Origin of the sequence: Enterobacter cloacae complex sp. 382A5 (assembly GCF_050031095.1) — a bacterium.
Lineage (GTDB): Bacteria > Pseudomonadota > Gammaproteobacteria > Enterobacterales > Enterobacteriaceae > Enterobacter > Enterobacter cloacae.
Window position 1 is genome coordinate 1,032,035 of the sequence record NZ_JBLGVK010000001.1, and the last position, 15,733, is coordinate 1,047,767.

The window sequence follows — 15,733 nt, forward strand, 5'->3', positions numbered from 1 at the left end:
TCATTCGTTTGAATGAGAAAATAAGACGAAAGCTAAATATTTGTTGTCTTGTTGTAATGGAACCGGTAAAAGCGGCTAACATTTAAAGGGATGGGTGACATCCTGGCGTTGTCGGAGGAGTAATTTCATGATGATACGTGAGCAGATAGAAGATAAATTAAGGGCAGCGTTCAACCCTGTGTTCCTCGAAGTCGTCGACGAAAGCTATCGTCATAACGTGCCGGCAGGTTCTGAAAGCCACTTCAAAGTGGTTCTGGTTAGCGATCGCTTCACGGGAGAACGTTTCCTGAACCGACACCGCTTGATCTACAGCACCTTGACGGAAGAACTCTCCACAACCGTACATGCGCTGGCATTGCATACCTACACCATTAAGGAGTGGGAAGGCTTGCAGGATACGGTTTTTGCATCCCCGCCTTGTCGCGGTGCAGGCACCATCGCCTGATAAATCGGATTTGCAACCGCTGGAGTTTTTCCAGTATGTTGCTTACAGATTTCCTCAAAACGGCCTTCGGGCCGTTTTGTTTTGTCTGAGTTTTGAGCGGATGGTGCGATTTTAAGGCTAAAAATAGCCTTAAAGTGTGAAAAAAGCCGCAGCAACATGCCCCAACCGTTCTCGACTCACCTAAGTGATGCCGCTATAATGCCGCGTCTTATTGAATGTCTTCGGGATGATTCTGGCGACAGGGAATGTGAATCTGCACTAAGAGAGCATCCCGGTAAAACAGACAGATTCAGAGTTGACCGAGCACTGTGATTTTTTTGAGGTAACAAGATGCAAGTTTCAGTTGAAACCACTCAAGGCCTTGGCCGCCGTGTAACGATTACTATCGCTGCTGACAGCATCGAAACTGCTGTGAAAAGCGAGCTGGTCAACGTAGCAAAAAAAGTACGTATTGACGGCTTCCGTAAGGGCAAAGTACCAATGAATGTTGTTGCTCAGCGTTATGGCGCTTCCGTGCGTCAGGATGTGCTGGGTGAACTGATGAGCCGCAACTTTATCGATGCGATCATCAAAGAAAAGATCAATCCGGCCGGTGCGCCGAACTACGTTCCAGGCGAATACAAACTGGGCGAAGACTTCACCTACTCTGTAGAGTTCGAAGTGTATCCGGAAGTAGAACTGAAAGGTCTGGAATCTATCGAAGTTGAAAAACCGATTGTTTCCGTGACCGACGAAGATGTTGACGGCATGCTGGATACCCTGCGTAAGCAGCAGGCTAACTGGAAAGAGAAAGAAGGCGCTGTTGACGCTGAAGACCGCGTCACCATCGACTTCACCGGTTCTGTAGACGGCGAAGAGTTCGAAGGCGGCAAAGCGACTGACTTCGTACTGGCAATGGGTCAGGGTCGTATGATCCCGGGCTTCGAAGACGGTATCAAAGGCCACAAAGCGGGCGAAGAGTTCACCATCGACGTGACCTTCCCTGAAGAGTACCACGCTGAAAACCTGAAAGGTAAAGCAGCGAAGTTCGTCATCAACCTGAAGAAAGTGGAAGAGCGCGAACTGCCAGAACTGACTGAAGAATTCATCAAGCGTTTCGGCGTGGAAGATGGTTCTGTTGCTGGTCTGCGTACTGAAGTACGTAAAAACATGGAACGCGAGCTGAACGGTGCTGTGCGTAACCGTGTGAAATCTCAGGCTATCGAAGGTCTGGTGAAGGCGAACGAAATCGACGTTCCAGCTGCGCTGATCGACAGCGAAATCGACGTACTGCGTCGTCAGGCTGCACAGCGTTTCGGTGGCAACCAGCAGCAAGCGATGGAACTGCCACGCGAGCTGTTCGAAGAGCAGGCAAAACGCCGCGTTGTTGTTGGTCTGCTGCTGGGCGAAGTGATTCGTACTCACGAGCTGAAAGCTGACGAAGAGCGTGTGAAAGGCCTGATCGAAGAGATGGCTTCTGCATACGAAGATCCATCAGAAGTTATCGAGTTCTACGGTAAGAACAAAGAGCTGATGGACAACATGCGTAATGTTGCCCTGGAAGAGCAGGCTGTTGAAGCGGTACTGGCGAAAGCGAAAGTGACCGAAAAAGCGACCTCTTTCAACGAACTGATGAACCAGCAGGCGTAATTTCGCCCCGAAGGTTTAAAGTTTGAACAAAAACCCGTTGCCTTCCGGCAACGGGTTTTTTTTATCGCACCAATAGCCCAGGAAGGGTGCTAAAACGCCCTTTCGGTGTTAGCGTAACAACAAAAGGTTGTTATGCTTGAAATAGGGCAATGTAAACCCCATAAGTGTGTAATCAGATGAATGAGACTGGCTGATAATCCGTCCGTAAGGTTACAATCAGTACAGCAGGTGTTTTCAATTTTGATCCAGGAGACGGAAATGTCATACAGTGGCGAACGAGATAACTTTGCACCCCATATGGCTCTGGTGCCAATGGTTATTGAACAGACCTCACGTGGTGAGCGTTCTTTTGATATCTATTCCCGTCTGCTCAAGGAACGCGTTATCTTTCTGACCGGCCAAGTGGAAGACCACATGGCGAACCTGATCGTGGCGCAGATGCTGTTTCTGGAAGCGGAAAACCCGGAAAAAGACATTTACCTGTACATTAACTCCCCAGGCGGCGTGATTACGGCAGGTATGTCCATTTATGACACCATGCAATTCATCAAGCCTGATGTGAGCACTATCTGTATGGGTCAGGCAGCATCTATGGGTGCCTTCCTGTTAACCGCAGGGGCAAAAGGCAAACGTTTCTGCCTGCCGAATTCCCGCGTGATGATTCACCAGCCGCTGGGTGGTTACCAGGGGCAGGCGACGGATATCGAAATCCACGCCCGCGAAATTCTGAAAGTAAAAGCGCGCATGAATGAACTTATGGCGCAGCATACGGGTCAATCTCTTGAGCAGATCGAGCGCGATACCGAGCGCGATCGCTTCCTCTCTGCTTCAGAGGCAGTTGAGTACGGCTTAGTCGACTCCATTTTGACCCATCGTAATTGATGCCCGCGACGCGAGTGTGCCGCTATACTAAGGTAAAGCGGCACTCTGCTTGAGAGCAGCTTGCGTCTGAAAATGGCATTTGCGTCGTCATGTGCGGCACAAAGAACTTAAAAAGAGGTTTGGACTCATGACAGATAAACGCAAAGATGGTTCGGGCAAACTGCTGTACTGCTCTTTTTGCGGCAAAAGCCAGCATGAAGTGCGTAAACTGATTGCCGGGCCGTCCGTGTATATCTGCGACGAATGTGTTGATTTATGTAATGACATCATTCGCGAAGAGATTAAAGAAGTAGCGCCTCACCGCGAGCGTAGCGCGCTGCCGACACCGCATGAAATTCGTCATCATCTGGACGACTATGTCATCGGTCAGGAGCAGGCTAAGAAAGTGCTGGCGGTAGCGGTATATAACCACTACAAACGCCTGCGTAACGGTGATACCAGCAATGGCGTAGAGCTGGGTAAAAGTAACATTCTGCTGATCGGCCCAACCGGTTCCGGTAAAACGCTGCTGGCTGAAACGCTCGCACGCCTGCTGGATGTGCCGTTCACCATGGCGGATGCCACCACCCTGACCGAAGCCGGTTACGTGGGTGAAGATGTGGAAAACATCATCCAGAAACTGCTGCAGAAGTGCGATTACGACGTACAGAAAGCCCAGCGCGGGATCGTCTATATCGATGAGATCGACAAGATCTCCCGTAAATCAGACAACCCGTCTATCACCCGTGACGTATCAGGGGAAGGTGTACAGCAGGCATTGCTGAAGCTGATTGAAGGGACCGTTGCCGCAGTGCCCCCGCAGGGTGGCCGTAAACATCCGCAGCAGGAGTTCCTGCAGGTTGATACCTCCAAGATCCTGTTCATCTGTGGCGGTGCTTTCGCCGGTCTGGATAAAGTTATCTCCCACCGTGTTGAAACCGGCTCCGGCATTGGTTTTGGCGCAACGGTGAAGGCCAAATCTGAGAAAGCGAACGAAGGCGAACTGCTGTCTCAGGTTGAACCAGAAGATCTGATCAAGTTTGGTCTGATCCCAGAATTCATTGGGCGTCTGCCGGTTGTGGCTACGCTGAATGAACTGAGTGAAGAAGCCCTGATCCAGATCCTGAAAGAGCCGAAAAACGCGCTGACCAAGCAGTATCAGGCGCTGTTTAACCTGGAAGGCGTTGAGCTGGAATTCCGTGATGAAGCGCTGGATGCAATTGCGAAGAAAGCGATGATCCGTAAAACCGGTGCCCGTGGTCTGCGTTCCATCGTTGAAGCGGCGCTGCTTGATACCATGTACGACCTGCCTTCCATGGAAGATGTCGAAAAAGTGGTTATCGACGAGTCCGTTATCGGTGGTCAAAGCAAGCCGCTGCTGATTTACGGGAAACCGGAAGCGCAGCAGGCATCTGGCGAATAATTCACCAAATCATACAAGCAGTTAATCAAAAAGGGGGGATTTTATCTCCCCTTTACTTTTTCCGTATTCATGGCGTTGAATGTGTGGGAAACATCCCCATATACTGGATTACATGTTAATGGTTGTGTGAAGCACAGTTACATGACCAGTTTACCTGGCGGACACTAAACTAAGAGAGAGCTCTATGAATCCTGAGCGTTCTGAACGCATTGAAATCCCCGTATTGCCGTTGCGCGATGTGGTGGTTTATCCGCACATGGTCATACCCTTATTTGTAGGGCGGGAAAAATCTATCCGTTGCCTCGAAGCCGCCATGGATCATGATAAAAAAATCATGTTGGTTGCGCAGAAGGAAGCTTCGACGGATGAGCCGGGTGTAAACGATCTTTTCACCGTCGGGACCGTGGCCTCTATTTTGCAGATGCTGAAGCTGCCTGACGGCACCGTTAAGGTGCTGGTAGAAGGCCTGCAGCGTGCGCGTATTACCACCCTGTCTGACAATGGCGAACATTTCTCTGCCAAGGCAGAGTACCTTGATTCGCCTCAGCTTGATGAGCGCGAGCAGGAAGTGCTGGTGCGCACCGCGATTAGCCAGTTTGAAGGCTATATCAAGCTGAACAAGAAAATCCCACCAGAAGTGCTGACGTCGCTGAACAGCATCGACGATCCCGCACGTCTGGCGGACACCATCGCAGCGCATATGCCGCTGAAGCTGGCGGACAAACAGTCCGTGCTGGAGATGTCCGACGTTAACGAACGTCTGGAATATCTGATGGCGATGATGGAGTCTGAAATCGATCTGCTGCAGGTTGAGAAGCGTATTCGCAATCGTGTGAAAAAGCAGATGGAAAAATCGCAGCGTGAGTACTATCTGAATGAGCAAATGAAAGCCATTCAGAAAGAGCTCGGCGAGATGGACGACGCGCCGGACGAAAACGAAGCGCTGAAGCGTAAGATCGACGCGGCAAAAATGCCGAAAGAGGCCAAAGAGAAAGCGGAAGCTGAACTGCAGAAGCTGAAAATGATGTCTCCGATGTCGGCTGAAGCGACGGTGGTGCGTGGCTACATCGAGTGGATGGTTCAGGTGCCGTGGAACGCCCGCAGCAAGGTCAAAAAAGACCTGCGTCAGGCGCAGGAGATCCTCGATACCGACCACTACGGCCTGGAGCGTGTTAAAGACCGCATCCTTGAGTACCTCGCGGTACAAAGCCGTGTAAACAAACTGAAAGGCCCAATCCTCTGTCTGGTTGGACCGCCAGGGGTAGGTAAAACCTCTCTGGGTCAGTCCATTGCGAAAGCGACCGGACGTAAATATATCCGTATGGCGCTGGGTGGCGTACGCGACGAAGCGGAAATCCGCGGCCACCGTCGTACCTACATCGGTTCTATGCCGGGTAAATTGATCCAGAAGATGGCGAAAGTAGGGGTTAAAAACCCACTGTTCCTGCTCGATGAGATCGACAAAATGTCGTCGGATATGCGTGGCGATCCGGCCTCGGCTCTGCTGGAAGTGCTTGATCCAGAACAGAACGTGGCGTTCAGCGATCACTACCTGGAAGTGGACTACGATCTGAGCGATGTGATGTTCGTGGCGACCTCCAACTCCATGAACATTCCGGCTCCGCTGCTGGATCGTATGGAAGTGATCCGTCTGTCTGGTTATACCGAAGACGAGAAGCTGAATATTGCGAAGCAGCATCTGCTGCCAAAACAGATTGAGCGTAACGCACTGAAAGCCAACGAACTGACCGTCGAGGACAGCGCGATTATCGGCATCATTCGCTACTACACTCGCGAAGCGGGCGTGCGTAGCCTTGAGCGTGAAATCTCGAAACTGTGCCGTAAAGCGGTGAAACAGCTGTTGCTGGATAAGAGCCTGAAGCACATCACCATTAACGGCGACAATCTGCATGCCTATCTGGGCGTTCAGCGTTTCGACTATGGTCGTGCGGACAACGAAAACCGCGTGGGTCAGGTCACCGGTCTGGCATGGACGGAAGTGGGCGGCGATCTGCTGACCATCGAAACCGCCTGTGTGCCAGGTAAAGGTAAGCTGACCTACACCGGTTCTCTGGGTGAAGTCATGCAGGAGTCTATCCAGGCGGCCTTGACCGTGGTTCGCGCACGTGCGGAGAAACTGGGGATCAACCCGGATTTCTACGAAAAACGTGACATCCACGTTCACGTCCCGGAAGGGGCAACGCCGAAAGATGGCCCAAGCGCCGGTATCGCGATGTGTACCGCGCTGGTCTCCTGTCTCACAGGGAACCCGGTGCGCGCTGATGTCGCAATGACCGGTGAAATTACCCTGCGTGGTCAGGTTCTGCCAATTGGTGGGTTAAAAGAAAAACTGCTGGCGGCACATCGTGGTGGGATCAAAACCGTATTGATTCCTTACGAAAATAAACGCGATCTGGAAGAAATTCCGGACAACGTGATTGCCGATCTGCAGATTCATCCTGTTAAGCGAATTGAGGAGGTTCTTACTCTCGCATTGCAGAATGAACCCTCCGGAATGCAGGTTGTGACCGCAAAATAGTGACCTCGCGCAAAGAGCGTCAATAAAAACAAGGCTGGTAAGTCATTTCGCACTTGCCAGCCTTTTTTTGTATAGCTAATTTAGATTGCTGATTAGGTCAGCCATCAACAACGGGTGTTGTAAGGTCATGGCAGGCCTGATATAACTGCTGCGCGGTCGCGTTGTGAAGGATTCAGGCGCGATATAAATTATAAAGAGAGGAAGAGAACAGTGAATAAATCTCAACTGATTGACAAAATTGCTGCTGGTGCTGATATTTCTAAAGCTGCAGCTGGACGTGCGTTAGATGCATTAATTGCTTCTGTTACTGAATCTCTGCAGGCTGGGGACGACGTTGCACTGGTAGGCTTCGGTACTTTTGCTGTTAAAGAGCGTGCTGCCCGTACTGGCCGCAACCCTCAGACCGGTAAAGAGATCACCATTGCTGCCGCTAAAGTGCCGGGTTTCCGTGCAGGTAAAGCGCTGAAAGACGCAGTAAACTGATTGCTTTCCCGTTTCAGGGAAGCTGAAAAGTACAAGGGCGCATCATTTGATGTGCCTTTTTTATTTGTCCAGACCTGATTTGTGCGAGTTTATGCGAGTTGTGGGCTGACAATCGCCCCGTTTTCTTGTCACAATACGCCTTTACGCGCGACGGTCAGGATTTTCCGTTAGCGTCAGGTAACCAGTCACCTACAGCGGAGTGTTGTTACACCATGATGGACAGCTTACGCACGGCTGCTAACAGTCTCGTGCTCAAGATTATTTTCGGTATCATTATCGTGTCGTTCATATTGACCGGCGTGAGCAGTTACCTTATCGGCGGTGGCGCAAACTATGCCGCAAAAGTGAACGGCCAGGAAATCAGCCGCGGTCAGTTCGAGAACGCGTTTGCCGGTGAACGTAACCGTATGCAGCAACAGCTGGGCGACCAATTCTCTGAGCTGGCTGCGAACGAAGGATACATGAAAACCCTGCGCCAGCAGACGCTGAACCGCCTGATTGACGAAGCGCTCCTCGATCAATATGCCAAAAAACTGGGTCTGGGTATCAGCGATGAGCAGGTTAAAAAAGCCATCTTCTCGACTCAGGCTTTCCAGTCTAACGGCAAGTTCGACAACGCTCGCTATAACAGCATTGTGAATCAGATGGGCATGACGGCCGATCAATACGCGCAGGCGCTGCGTAACCAGCTGACGACACAACAGCTCATCAATGCGGTGGTTGGTACTGATTTCATGCTCAAAGGTGAAACTGACGAACTGGCAGCCCTGGTGGCACAGCAGCGTGTTGTGCGTCAGGCGACCATCGATGTGAATGCGCTCGCGGCGAAGCAGCAGGTGAGCGACGCAGAGGTTAATGCCTGGTACGAGCAGAATAAAAACAGCTTTGTTGCACCTGAGCAGTTCCGCGTGAGCTATATCAAGCTGGATGCTGCTGCGTTGCAGGAAACCGCGACTGATGCAGAAATCCAGTCTTACTACGATCAGCATCAGGATCAGTTCACTCAGCCCCAGCGTAACCGCTACAGCGTGATTCAGACCAAAACCGAAGCCGATGCCAAAGCGGTGCTGGATGAGCTGAACAAAGGCGCAGATTTCGCCACCGTCGCGAAAGCAAAATCCACCGACATCATCTCTGCCAAAAATGGCGGCGATATGGGCTGGCTGGAAGCGGCGACTACGCCGGATGAGCTGAAAAATGCCGGTCTGAAAGACAAGGGCCAGCTGTCGGGTGTGATTAAATCGTCCGTTGGTTTCCTGGTTGCGCGTCTGGATGATATCGAAGCCGCTAAAACCAAACCTCTGGCTGAGGTGCGTGATGATATCGCCGCCAAAGTGAAGCAGGAAAAAGCGCTTGATGCGTACTATGCCCTGCAGCAGAAAGTGAGCGATGCGGCGAGCAACGACAACGAATCTCTGGCCGGTGCAGAGCAGGCTGCTGGCGTGAAAGCGGTTGAGACCGGCTGGTTTGGCCGTGACAACCTGCCGGAAGAGCTGAACTTCAAACCGGTTTCGGATGCCATCTTCAACGGTGGTCTGGTGGGTGAGAACGGTACGCCGGGCAGCAACTCCGATATCATTACCGTTGACGGTGACCGTGCGTTTGTTCTGCGCGTGAGCGAGCACAAGCCTGAAGCGGTAAAACCGCTGGCGGAAGTGAAAGATCAGGTTGTGGCGCAGGTTAAACATAGCAAAGCGGAACAGCAGGCAAAACTGGATGCTGAGAAGATCCTGGCTGACCTGAAAGCCGGTAAAGAAGACGCCCTGAAAGCGGCGGGTCTGAGCTTCGGTGACGCGAAAACGCTGAGCCGTACCGGTCAGGACCCAATCAGCCAGGCTGTGTTTGGTCTGAGCCTGCCAGCGAAAGACAAACCGAGCTTCGGGACAACAACCGACATGCAGGGGAACGTCGTTCTGCTGGCGCTGGATGAAGTGAAAGCCGGCACCATGCCAGAAGCGCAAAAGAAAGCAATGGTTCAGGGTATCACCCAGAACAATGCCCAGATTGCTTTCGAAGCGATGATGAGCAACCTGCGTAAAGAAGCCAAAATCAAGCTGGGCGATGCCATCACTCAGCAGCAATAATTACATGTCTGCTCGCAGATTTTCGTAACGCTCTGCAAACCCTGAAGGCCGCTTTCGCGGCCTTTTCCATTTCTGCAAACGCATGTTTGAGCCTCCTTTGGCTGACGGCTATGGTGACATGGCTGTCAACAAACAAGGAGATAACAGCATGAAATGTGGAATCAAAGCACTGCTAATCACACTGGCTATTGCCACTACCGGAATGAGCGCAGGCGCACTGGCGGCGTCCCCCGCAGCCAAAACGCAGTCTGTACAGAGCAAAACTGACCCCGCTGCACAAGCATCTGCCCAAACTAAAGCCGCTGAACCTGGCAAAAGCACAGAGGACGACGGTACACGCGTCAGCATCAACACGGCCTCGGCTGAAGATCTCGCCCGCGTGATGAACGGCGTAGGGCTCAAAAAAGCGCAGGCTATCGTCAGTTACCGTGAAGAGTACGGCCCGTTTAAAACGGTTGACGACCTCAGGCAGGTTCCGGGGATGGGCAGTTCACTGGTTGAGCGCAATCTCTCACACCTGACGTTGTAATTTCAGTTTTACTTGCACAGCAGCAAAAGTTTGCCAGGATAAAGAGGTCATACCAGTCTTGACCTCTTATCCTATAACAACAGTAAAGGCTATTGCGCTATGCAGACAAAAATCAAAGTACGCGGTTTTCATCTTGATGTTTACCAGCACGTGAATAACGCCCGCTATCTCGAATTTCTTGAAGAGGCGCGCTGGGATGGGCTGGAAAACAGCGAAAGCTTCCAATGGCTGACCGCGCACAACATCGCGTTCGTGGTCGTCAACATCAATATCAACTACCGTCGCCCGGCCGTGCTGGGGGATGTGCTTACAGTGACCAGCCAGGTGCAACAGCTAAACGGGAAGAGCGGCGTGCTCAGTCAGGTCGTGACGCTGGATCCGGAAGGGCAGGTGGTAGCCGATGCGCTGATCACCTTCGTTTGTATCGATCTGAAAACGCAGAAAGCACTGCCGCTGGAAGGGGAGTTGCGGGAAAAGCTGGAGCTGATGATCGTGTGATTTTTTGTCTTTTATAAAAGACAAAGTGTTTTTCCAGGGATAGAATAATGGACAGGGACTATGTTGTTGAGCGTTATCGGACCCGTGACGGCAAAGTGCCGTTTGAGGAGTGGATAACCAGGATGCGTAGAAAGGATCCGGAGACTGTTTTACGGATCCTTATGCGTATTAACCGTGCAATAAAGCATAATTTTGGTGATTACAAATACCTTAGAGAAGGTGTTTGGGAGATGCGAATTGATAGTGGTCCCGGTTACAGGATCTATTTTGCCGTAGAGCATCAGAGGGTCTTGTTGTTACTCATCGGTGGTGACAAGAAGAGTCAAAAACAAGATGTTAAACAGGCGGTAGATTTCTTGAAAGATCATCTATCTAAAGGAAAAACAGATGAGCACTTCTAAACGACACTATTCAAGTTCTGTTAACCATCACGATGCGGTTGTAAAAATGCTTCGTGAAAACCCTTCCTACGCTCAACTTTACCTGCAAATAGCACTGGAAGAAATTTATGAGGATCAGGGGATCCCTGCCTATCTCATTGCACTCCGCCAGGTCATCGAATCCCGCGGCGGCATAGGTGAAATTGCTGCCAAAGCAGGTCTTTCCCGCCAGCAGCTATACCGAACCTTGTCTGATAATGGCAATCCAACACTGACGACGCTAATGAAAGTCACGCGTGCTGCCGGTGTAAAACTGTTCGACAGCACGGTCAAATAACCCTATTTCAGCCCGGTTTTTTTCTGCATTGCGGCCATCACACCGGCTTTATCTGCCAGGTAGTGATTCAAGCCATTGGCACGCAGGTTACAGGCGGCGCACTGGCCGCATCCGTCGCCCTTAATGCCGTTGTAGCAGGTCAGGGTTTCGCTGCGAACCAGATCCAACTTGCCCCAGTAGTCCGCCAGTGCCCAGGTTTCCGCTTTATCAAGCCACATTAGCGGCGTTTCAAAGCGCGTCTCCTTGGCCATCCCCAGATTTACCGCATGATTAAGCGCTTTTACAAACTCGTCGCGGCAGTCCGGGTAACCGGAGAAGTCGGTTTCGCAAACGCCGGTGATCACCGCTTCGGCTTGCACTTGGTAGGCATAGATGGCCGTCAGGGTCAGAAAAAGAATATTACGCCCTGGCACAAAGGTATTGGGAATACCGCTGGCGTCAGGTTTGTAATCAGGAACAGGAATACTGTCGCGGGTGAGGCTGCTGACGGCCAGTTCGTTTAACAGCGTGACGTCCAGCACCTTATGCGCGCGTGCGCCCAGTTTCAGCGCCAGTTCGCGGGCAACGTCGATTTCAGCGCGATGGCGCTGGCCATAATCGAAAGTGACACAATGCACTTCATCGTACTGGTGAAGCGCCTGAACCAGGCAGGTAGTGGAATCTTGTCCTCCGCTGAACACGACGACGGCACGTTTCATAAATCATCTCGACAGTTACGGTAAAAACATTATGTTACCGTCTGACTTCGGCGACGACCAGCTTCTTCACGACCGGGGGGCTGGAAGCCAGGCTTCAGTGAAATCAAACCAGCCACGGGTATTCAGTCGTATTCCGTTTACTCCCGGTGGCGCGCTAATTTGATACTGGTAGTTAAACAGCGGCGTCAGCACCGCATTGTCCATCAGCCGGGTAAAGATGGCTCTCAGGCCAGCGTGTCTTGCCTGCTCATCGGCCTGAGTCTGTACGGCATCCAGCGTGGCCTGCAGATGCGCAACTTGCGGCGCGCTTAGCAGATGCGGCCAGAGGGTATCGCACCGAAGCCACTGTTCAAGCGTGTACTCCGGCGCTTCGCCAATCAGCCTGTCTCCCATCATCATGTCCGCATCGGCAAGCTGCGGACATCCGTCCCACGTCTTCGCATCGTGAAAGATAACGGTCAGTTCGCAGCCCTGCTGCGCAAGATACTGTTTTAGCTGGTTTGCCATGGTGTGTAACTCAACGGGCAAATGGTAGACGAGGGTTAACGCTGCCGGTAAAGGAACGTGCGTTAAATCCGGCCACCGGGGAATAGGCAGGCCTGGAAGCAGCTCTTCTGTTGGGGTAATCAACCCTTCGTTCAGCGGGAGCGTATGCAGCAGCGTTGAGAGATGGATGATATTGATTAGCCGTCGAGCCTGCAGTTCGCTCATCCGGTCGCTCTGTTTCAGGGTGAGATAACAGAAGCCCAGGCTGGTGCTGTTACTTACCAGCCGCAGGCTCTCCAGTTCATCAGGCTCGCCAATGGCAATCTGGACCGGATGACGACAACTGGTCCCCAGTCCGTAATCAAATAGCGTCGGCGTGATCCAGTATTCAATCGCCTTGATCAGCGGGTGGCTAAGATGGTACTGCTCGTGGCTTTCCAGACGCACCAGCTCGGAATCAAATACGCTCAGCCTGAAAGGGCCGCTGCCCGTCATGGGCTGGTCAGGGTGGGCCAGACGGCTACAGTAGGTCGCCAGACGATGGGGCAACCAGTAGTCCGGTTGATGCAGGGTAAACGTCAGGCACTGCGGGTGAGTGACCTCGATGTCTAATACGCTCTGGAACAGTTTGCGCAGGGCTGGCAGCATAAGCAGGGCCTTCAGGCTCCGCTGCAACTGCGCTGTCTCAATTTTGTCGCCGTTATGCCAGTGCAGGGTCGAGCGGATATAAAAATGCCAGCGCAGGCCGCCATCCGTGACTTCCCAGTGATGGGCAAGATCGCCTGTTGGTTCGCTGCTGTTACCGTTAAAGCGCGTCAGCCCGGAGAAAACCTGGCCTGCCAGGTGCTGCTCCGCCCGGCCGGGTAAAAAGCCAGGCTGTAGCGCATCCAGTGAGCGGTAATAGGGAATGCGCAGCGTCGGCGTATCGTTTTGCCACTGTCCGCCCAAAAAGGGATGCAGCAACTCCCGCAACTCTTCCGGCGCAAGCTGGGCCAGCTCCAGGGCGTTATGCTGCTGCCCATGCTTCAGCGCTTCTTCCATCATCGTATTGCGCAGTGATTCCGGGCTGACATAAAACCTGAGCTCGCCGCGCTTGCCGCGACCAGACTGCGCATGCCAGTTCAGCCAGCCAGCCTCCTGCGCCTGACGCAGCAGGGTGCGCACATGCCGCTCGCTGCAAAAACAGCGGCTGGCGAGCTCCGCAATGGTGACCTGCTGCGGTGCCCCTTCGGAGGGCTGCCACAGGCGTTGATACTGTTTGAGGCGGTTGAGCTGGCGCATAATAAACCCGGAACAATAATTCTCATCTATTCACTATTACTTCCGTATATCTCAAGCAATACTGATGCACAAGTTAATCGCATCACATTTCGGGAGTTATGATGGCTCGGCTCGCTGCATTTGATATGGACGGCACGTTGTTAATGCCGGATCACCGTTTAGGGGAGAAAACCCTGAACACCCTTAAGCGCCTGCGTGAGCGTGATGTAACCCTGACGTTTGCCACTGGCCGTCATGTGCTGGAGATGCGCCATCTGCTGGGCGCATTTTCCCTGGATGCATTTCTGATTACCGGCAACGGAACACGAATTCATTCGGTCGAAGGGGAGATGCTGCACCGTCAGGATCTCAACCCGGAAGTGGCGGATATTGTGCTGCACAGTACCTGGGATACCCAGGCCAGCGTTCATGTCTTTAACGATAACGGCTGGTTTACCGGGCGTGAAATCCCTCAACTTCTCCATGCGCATGTCTACAGCGGTTTTCGCTATCAGTTGATGGATCTGCGCCGCATACCTGCCCACGCGGTGACCAAGATCTGTTTTTGTGGCGATCACGACGATCTCTGCCGCTTACGTATTCAGTTGAATGAGGCGTTAGGCGACCGGGCCCATCTGACCTTTTCGGCGGTGGATTGTCTGGAAGTGTTGCCGGTGGGGTGTAACAAAGGTTCTGCCCTGGCGGTCCTGAGCGACCACCTGGGCTTGACGCTGCAGGAGTGTATGGCGTTTGGTGACGCCATGAACGACCGCGAGATGCTGGGCAGCGTCGGGCGCGGTTTGATTATGGGGAATGCTATGCCGCAGCTGATCTCTGCGCTTCCTCATCTGCCGGTTATCGGACACTGCCGTAATGAAGCTGTGTCCCATTTTTTAACACATTGGCTGGACAACAACACCCTCCCATATTCCCCCGAATAGTGAGACCCTTCCAGCAAGCCAGACTTCGGTCTGGCTTTTTTTATTTCACCAGCTGTGCAATTTGCGCTTGCCACGGCGCAATATCGCCGATGTTTGCCTGCACCCACTCCGCGTTGTAATAGGTTTCCAGGTAGCGCTCCCCGCTGTCGCACAGCAGCGTGATGATAGAGCCCGTGCGGCCCTCTTCACGCATGCGTGCTGCCAGCTGCAGCGCACCCCACATATTGGTACCGGTAGAGGCACCCACCTTGCGGCCCAGCTGCGTCTCCAGCCAGTGCGCCGTCGCGACGCTGGCGGCATCCGGTACGCGGAGCATTTCATCCACCACATCAGGAATGAACGACGGCTCAACGCGCGGGCGGCCAATCCCTTCAATTTTACTGCCCACCGGACTGCGCAGGTCGGCATTGCGGCTTTGCCAGTAGTCGAGGAAGACCGAGTTTTGCGGATCAACCACCATCAGTTGCGTATCGTAGCCCTGACAGCGGATATAGCGGCCAATGGTGGCCGAGGTTCCGCCCGTACCGGCGCTCATGACGATATATGACGGAACCGGATGGGGCTCATGAGTCATCTGACGGAAAATACTGTCCGCTATATTGTTATTGCCACGCCAGTCGGTTGCACGCTCGGCGAAGGTGAACTGGTCCATATAGTGGCCGTTCAGCTCACGGGCCAGCATTTCCGAGGCGGCGTAAATTTCGCAGGCGCTTTCTACAAAGTGGCAGCGTCCGCCATAAAATTCGATCTGTTCGATTTTGCGTTTCGCGGTGCAGGAGGGCATCACGGCGATAAACGGCAGGCCCAGCAGGCGGGCGAAATAGGCTTCGGAGACGGCGGTTGAACCGGATGACGATTCAATAATTGTCGTGCCTTCTTTAATCCAGCCGTTACACAAGCCATACAGGAACAGCGAACGCGCCAGACGATGCTTCAGGCTCCCCGTAGGATGGGTGCTTTCATCTTTCAGATACAGCTGAATCCCCGCAAACCCCGGCAGGGCGAGGCGGATTAAATGGGTGTCGGCCGAGCGCTGGTAGTCGGCATTGATTTCGCTGATGGCATGTTTAACCCAGTTGCTATTCATCGTAATTATCCGTTTGTCATTTTGTGCCCAGCATAGCGAAAAGCACAGAAAAA

General features: G+C 52.8%; 15 protein-coding genes. 12 read left to right on the forward strand and 3 right to left on the reverse strand.

Annotated features, from left to right (window positions below; genetic code table 11):
- The first annotated feature begins 127 nt into the window (after nucleotides 1-127).
- The 11 genes from bolA to ACQG2G_RS04920 all read left to right on the forward strand — a co-directional run bounded on the left by bolA (nucleotide 128) and on the right by ACQG2G_RS04920 (nucleotide 11,208).
- The gene (gene bolA / locus ACQG2G_RS04870) at nucleotides 128-445 is read left to right on the forward strand and encodes a transcriptional regulator BolA (protein WP_013095855.1); all 318 of its coding nucleotides are present in this window, start codon (nucleotides 128-130) and stop codon (nucleotides 443-445) included.
- 330 nt (nucleotides 446-775) lie between these two features.
- Nucleotides 776-2,074, forward strand: coding sequence for a trigger factor (gene tig, locus ACQG2G_RS04875; protein WP_013095856.1), 1,299 nt, complete (start codon nucleotides 776-778; stop codon nucleotides 2,072-2,074).
- Between the two features lie 258 nt (nucleotides 2,075-2,332).
- A complete protein-coding gene (clpP, locus tag ACQG2G_RS04880; protein ID WP_013095857.1) occupies nucleotides 2,333-2,956 on the forward strand; it encodes an ATP-dependent Clp endopeptidase proteolytic subunit ClpP in 624 nt (207 codons plus the stop codon).
- 127 nt (nucleotides 2,957-3,083) lie between these two features.
- Entirely contained in the window at nucleotides 3,084-4,358 is a 1,275-nt protein-coding gene (clpX, locus tag ACQG2G_RS04885; protein WP_013095858.1) for an ATP-dependent protease ATP-binding subunit ClpX, read from the forward strand.
- 184 nt (nucleotides 4,359-4,542) lie between these two features.
- The gene (gene lon, locus ACQG2G_RS04890; RefSeq protein ID WP_013095859.1) at nucleotides 4,543-6,897 is read left to right on the forward strand and encodes an endopeptidase La; all 2,355 of its coding nucleotides are present in this window, start codon (nucleotides 4,543-4,545) and stop codon (nucleotides 6,895-6,897) included.
- 210 nt (nucleotides 6,898-7,107) lie between these two features.
- Nucleotides 7,108-7,380 (forward strand): nucleoid-associated protein HU-beta, encoded by a 273-nt coding sequence (gene hupB / locus ACQG2G_RS04895; protein WP_002444653.1) that lies wholly within the window; start codon nucleotides 7,108-7,110, stop codon nucleotides 7,378-7,380.
- A 212-nt stretch (nucleotides 7,381-7,592) separates the two neighbouring features.
- Nucleotides 7,593-9,464, forward strand: coding sequence for a peptidylprolyl isomerase (gene ppiD / locus ACQG2G_RS04900; RefSeq protein WP_038418799.1), 1,872 nt, complete (start codon nucleotides 7,593-7,595; stop codon nucleotides 9,462-9,464).
- A gap of 148 nt (nucleotides 9,465-9,612) precedes the next feature.
- Nucleotides 9,613-9,993: a helix-hairpin-helix domain-containing protein gene (locus tag ACQG2G_RS04905; RefSeq protein WP_028028047.1), complete on the forward strand. Its 381-nt coding sequence runs from the start codon at nucleotides 9,613-9,615 to the stop codon at nucleotides 9,991-9,993.
- 99 nt (nucleotides 9,994-10,092) lie between these two features.
- Nucleotides 10,093-10,491, forward strand: a complete 399-nt coding sequence (locus ACQG2G_RS04910; RefSeq protein ID WP_014830880.1) for a YbgC/FadM family acyl-CoA thioesterase — start codon at nucleotides 10,093-10,095, stop codon at nucleotides 10,489-10,491.
- Between the two features lie 47 nt (nucleotides 10,492-10,538).
- On the forward strand, nucleotides 10,539-10,892 hold the full coding sequence (locus tag ACQG2G_RS04915) for a type II toxin-antitoxin system RelE/ParE family toxin (RefSeq protein WP_020686128.1): 354 nt from the start codon (nucleotides 10,539-10,541) through the stop codon (nucleotides 10,890-10,892).
- Nucleotides 10,879-11,208: an addiction module antidote protein gene (locus ACQG2G_RS04920; protein WP_013095863.1), complete on the forward strand. Its 330-nt coding sequence runs from the start codon at nucleotides 10,879-10,881 to the stop codon at nucleotides 11,206-11,208. The genes ACQG2G_RS04915 and ACQG2G_RS04920 overlap by 14 nt, the downstream gene beginning before the upstream one ends.
- Before the next feature lie 2 nt (nucleotides 11,209-11,210).
- Here ACQG2G_RS04920 and queC read toward each other — a convergent pair whose 3' ends face one another.
- Together queC and ACQG2G_RS04930 are read right to left on the reverse strand one after the other, a co-directional pair.
- Nucleotides 11,211-11,906, reverse strand: a complete 696-nt coding sequence (gene queC / locus ACQG2G_RS04925) for a 7-cyano-7-deazaguanine synthase QueC (protein ID WP_013095864.1) — start codon at nucleotides 11,904-11,906, stop codon at nucleotides 11,211-11,213.
- A gap of 66 nt (nucleotides 11,907-11,972) precedes the next feature.
- Nucleotides 11,973-13,673, reverse strand: a complete 1,701-nt coding sequence (locus tag ACQG2G_RS04930; protein WP_045292941.1) for an SgrR family transcriptional regulator — start codon at nucleotides 13,671-13,673, stop codon at nucleotides 11,973-11,975.
- A gap of 101 nt (nucleotides 13,674-13,774) precedes the next feature.
- Here ACQG2G_RS04930 and cof point away from each other — a divergent pair, with 101 nt between their 5' ends.
- The gene (cof, locus tag ACQG2G_RS04935) at nucleotides 13,775-14,593 is read left to right on the forward strand and encodes an HMP-PP phosphatase (protein WP_248766904.1); all 819 of its coding nucleotides are present in this window, start codon (nucleotides 13,775-13,777) and stop codon (nucleotides 14,591-14,593) included.
- Nucleotides 14,594-14,633: 40 nt separating this feature from the next.
- On the opposite strand, the gene ACQG2G_RS04940 is transcribed toward cof, so the two are convergent.
- On the reverse strand, nucleotides 14,634-15,680 hold the full coding sequence (locus ACQG2G_RS04940; RefSeq protein WP_248766795.1) for a PLP-dependent cysteine synthase family protein: 1,047 nt from the start codon (nucleotides 15,678-15,680) through the stop codon (nucleotides 14,634-14,636).
- Between the last annotated feature and the right edge of the window lie 53 nt (nucleotides 15,681-15,733).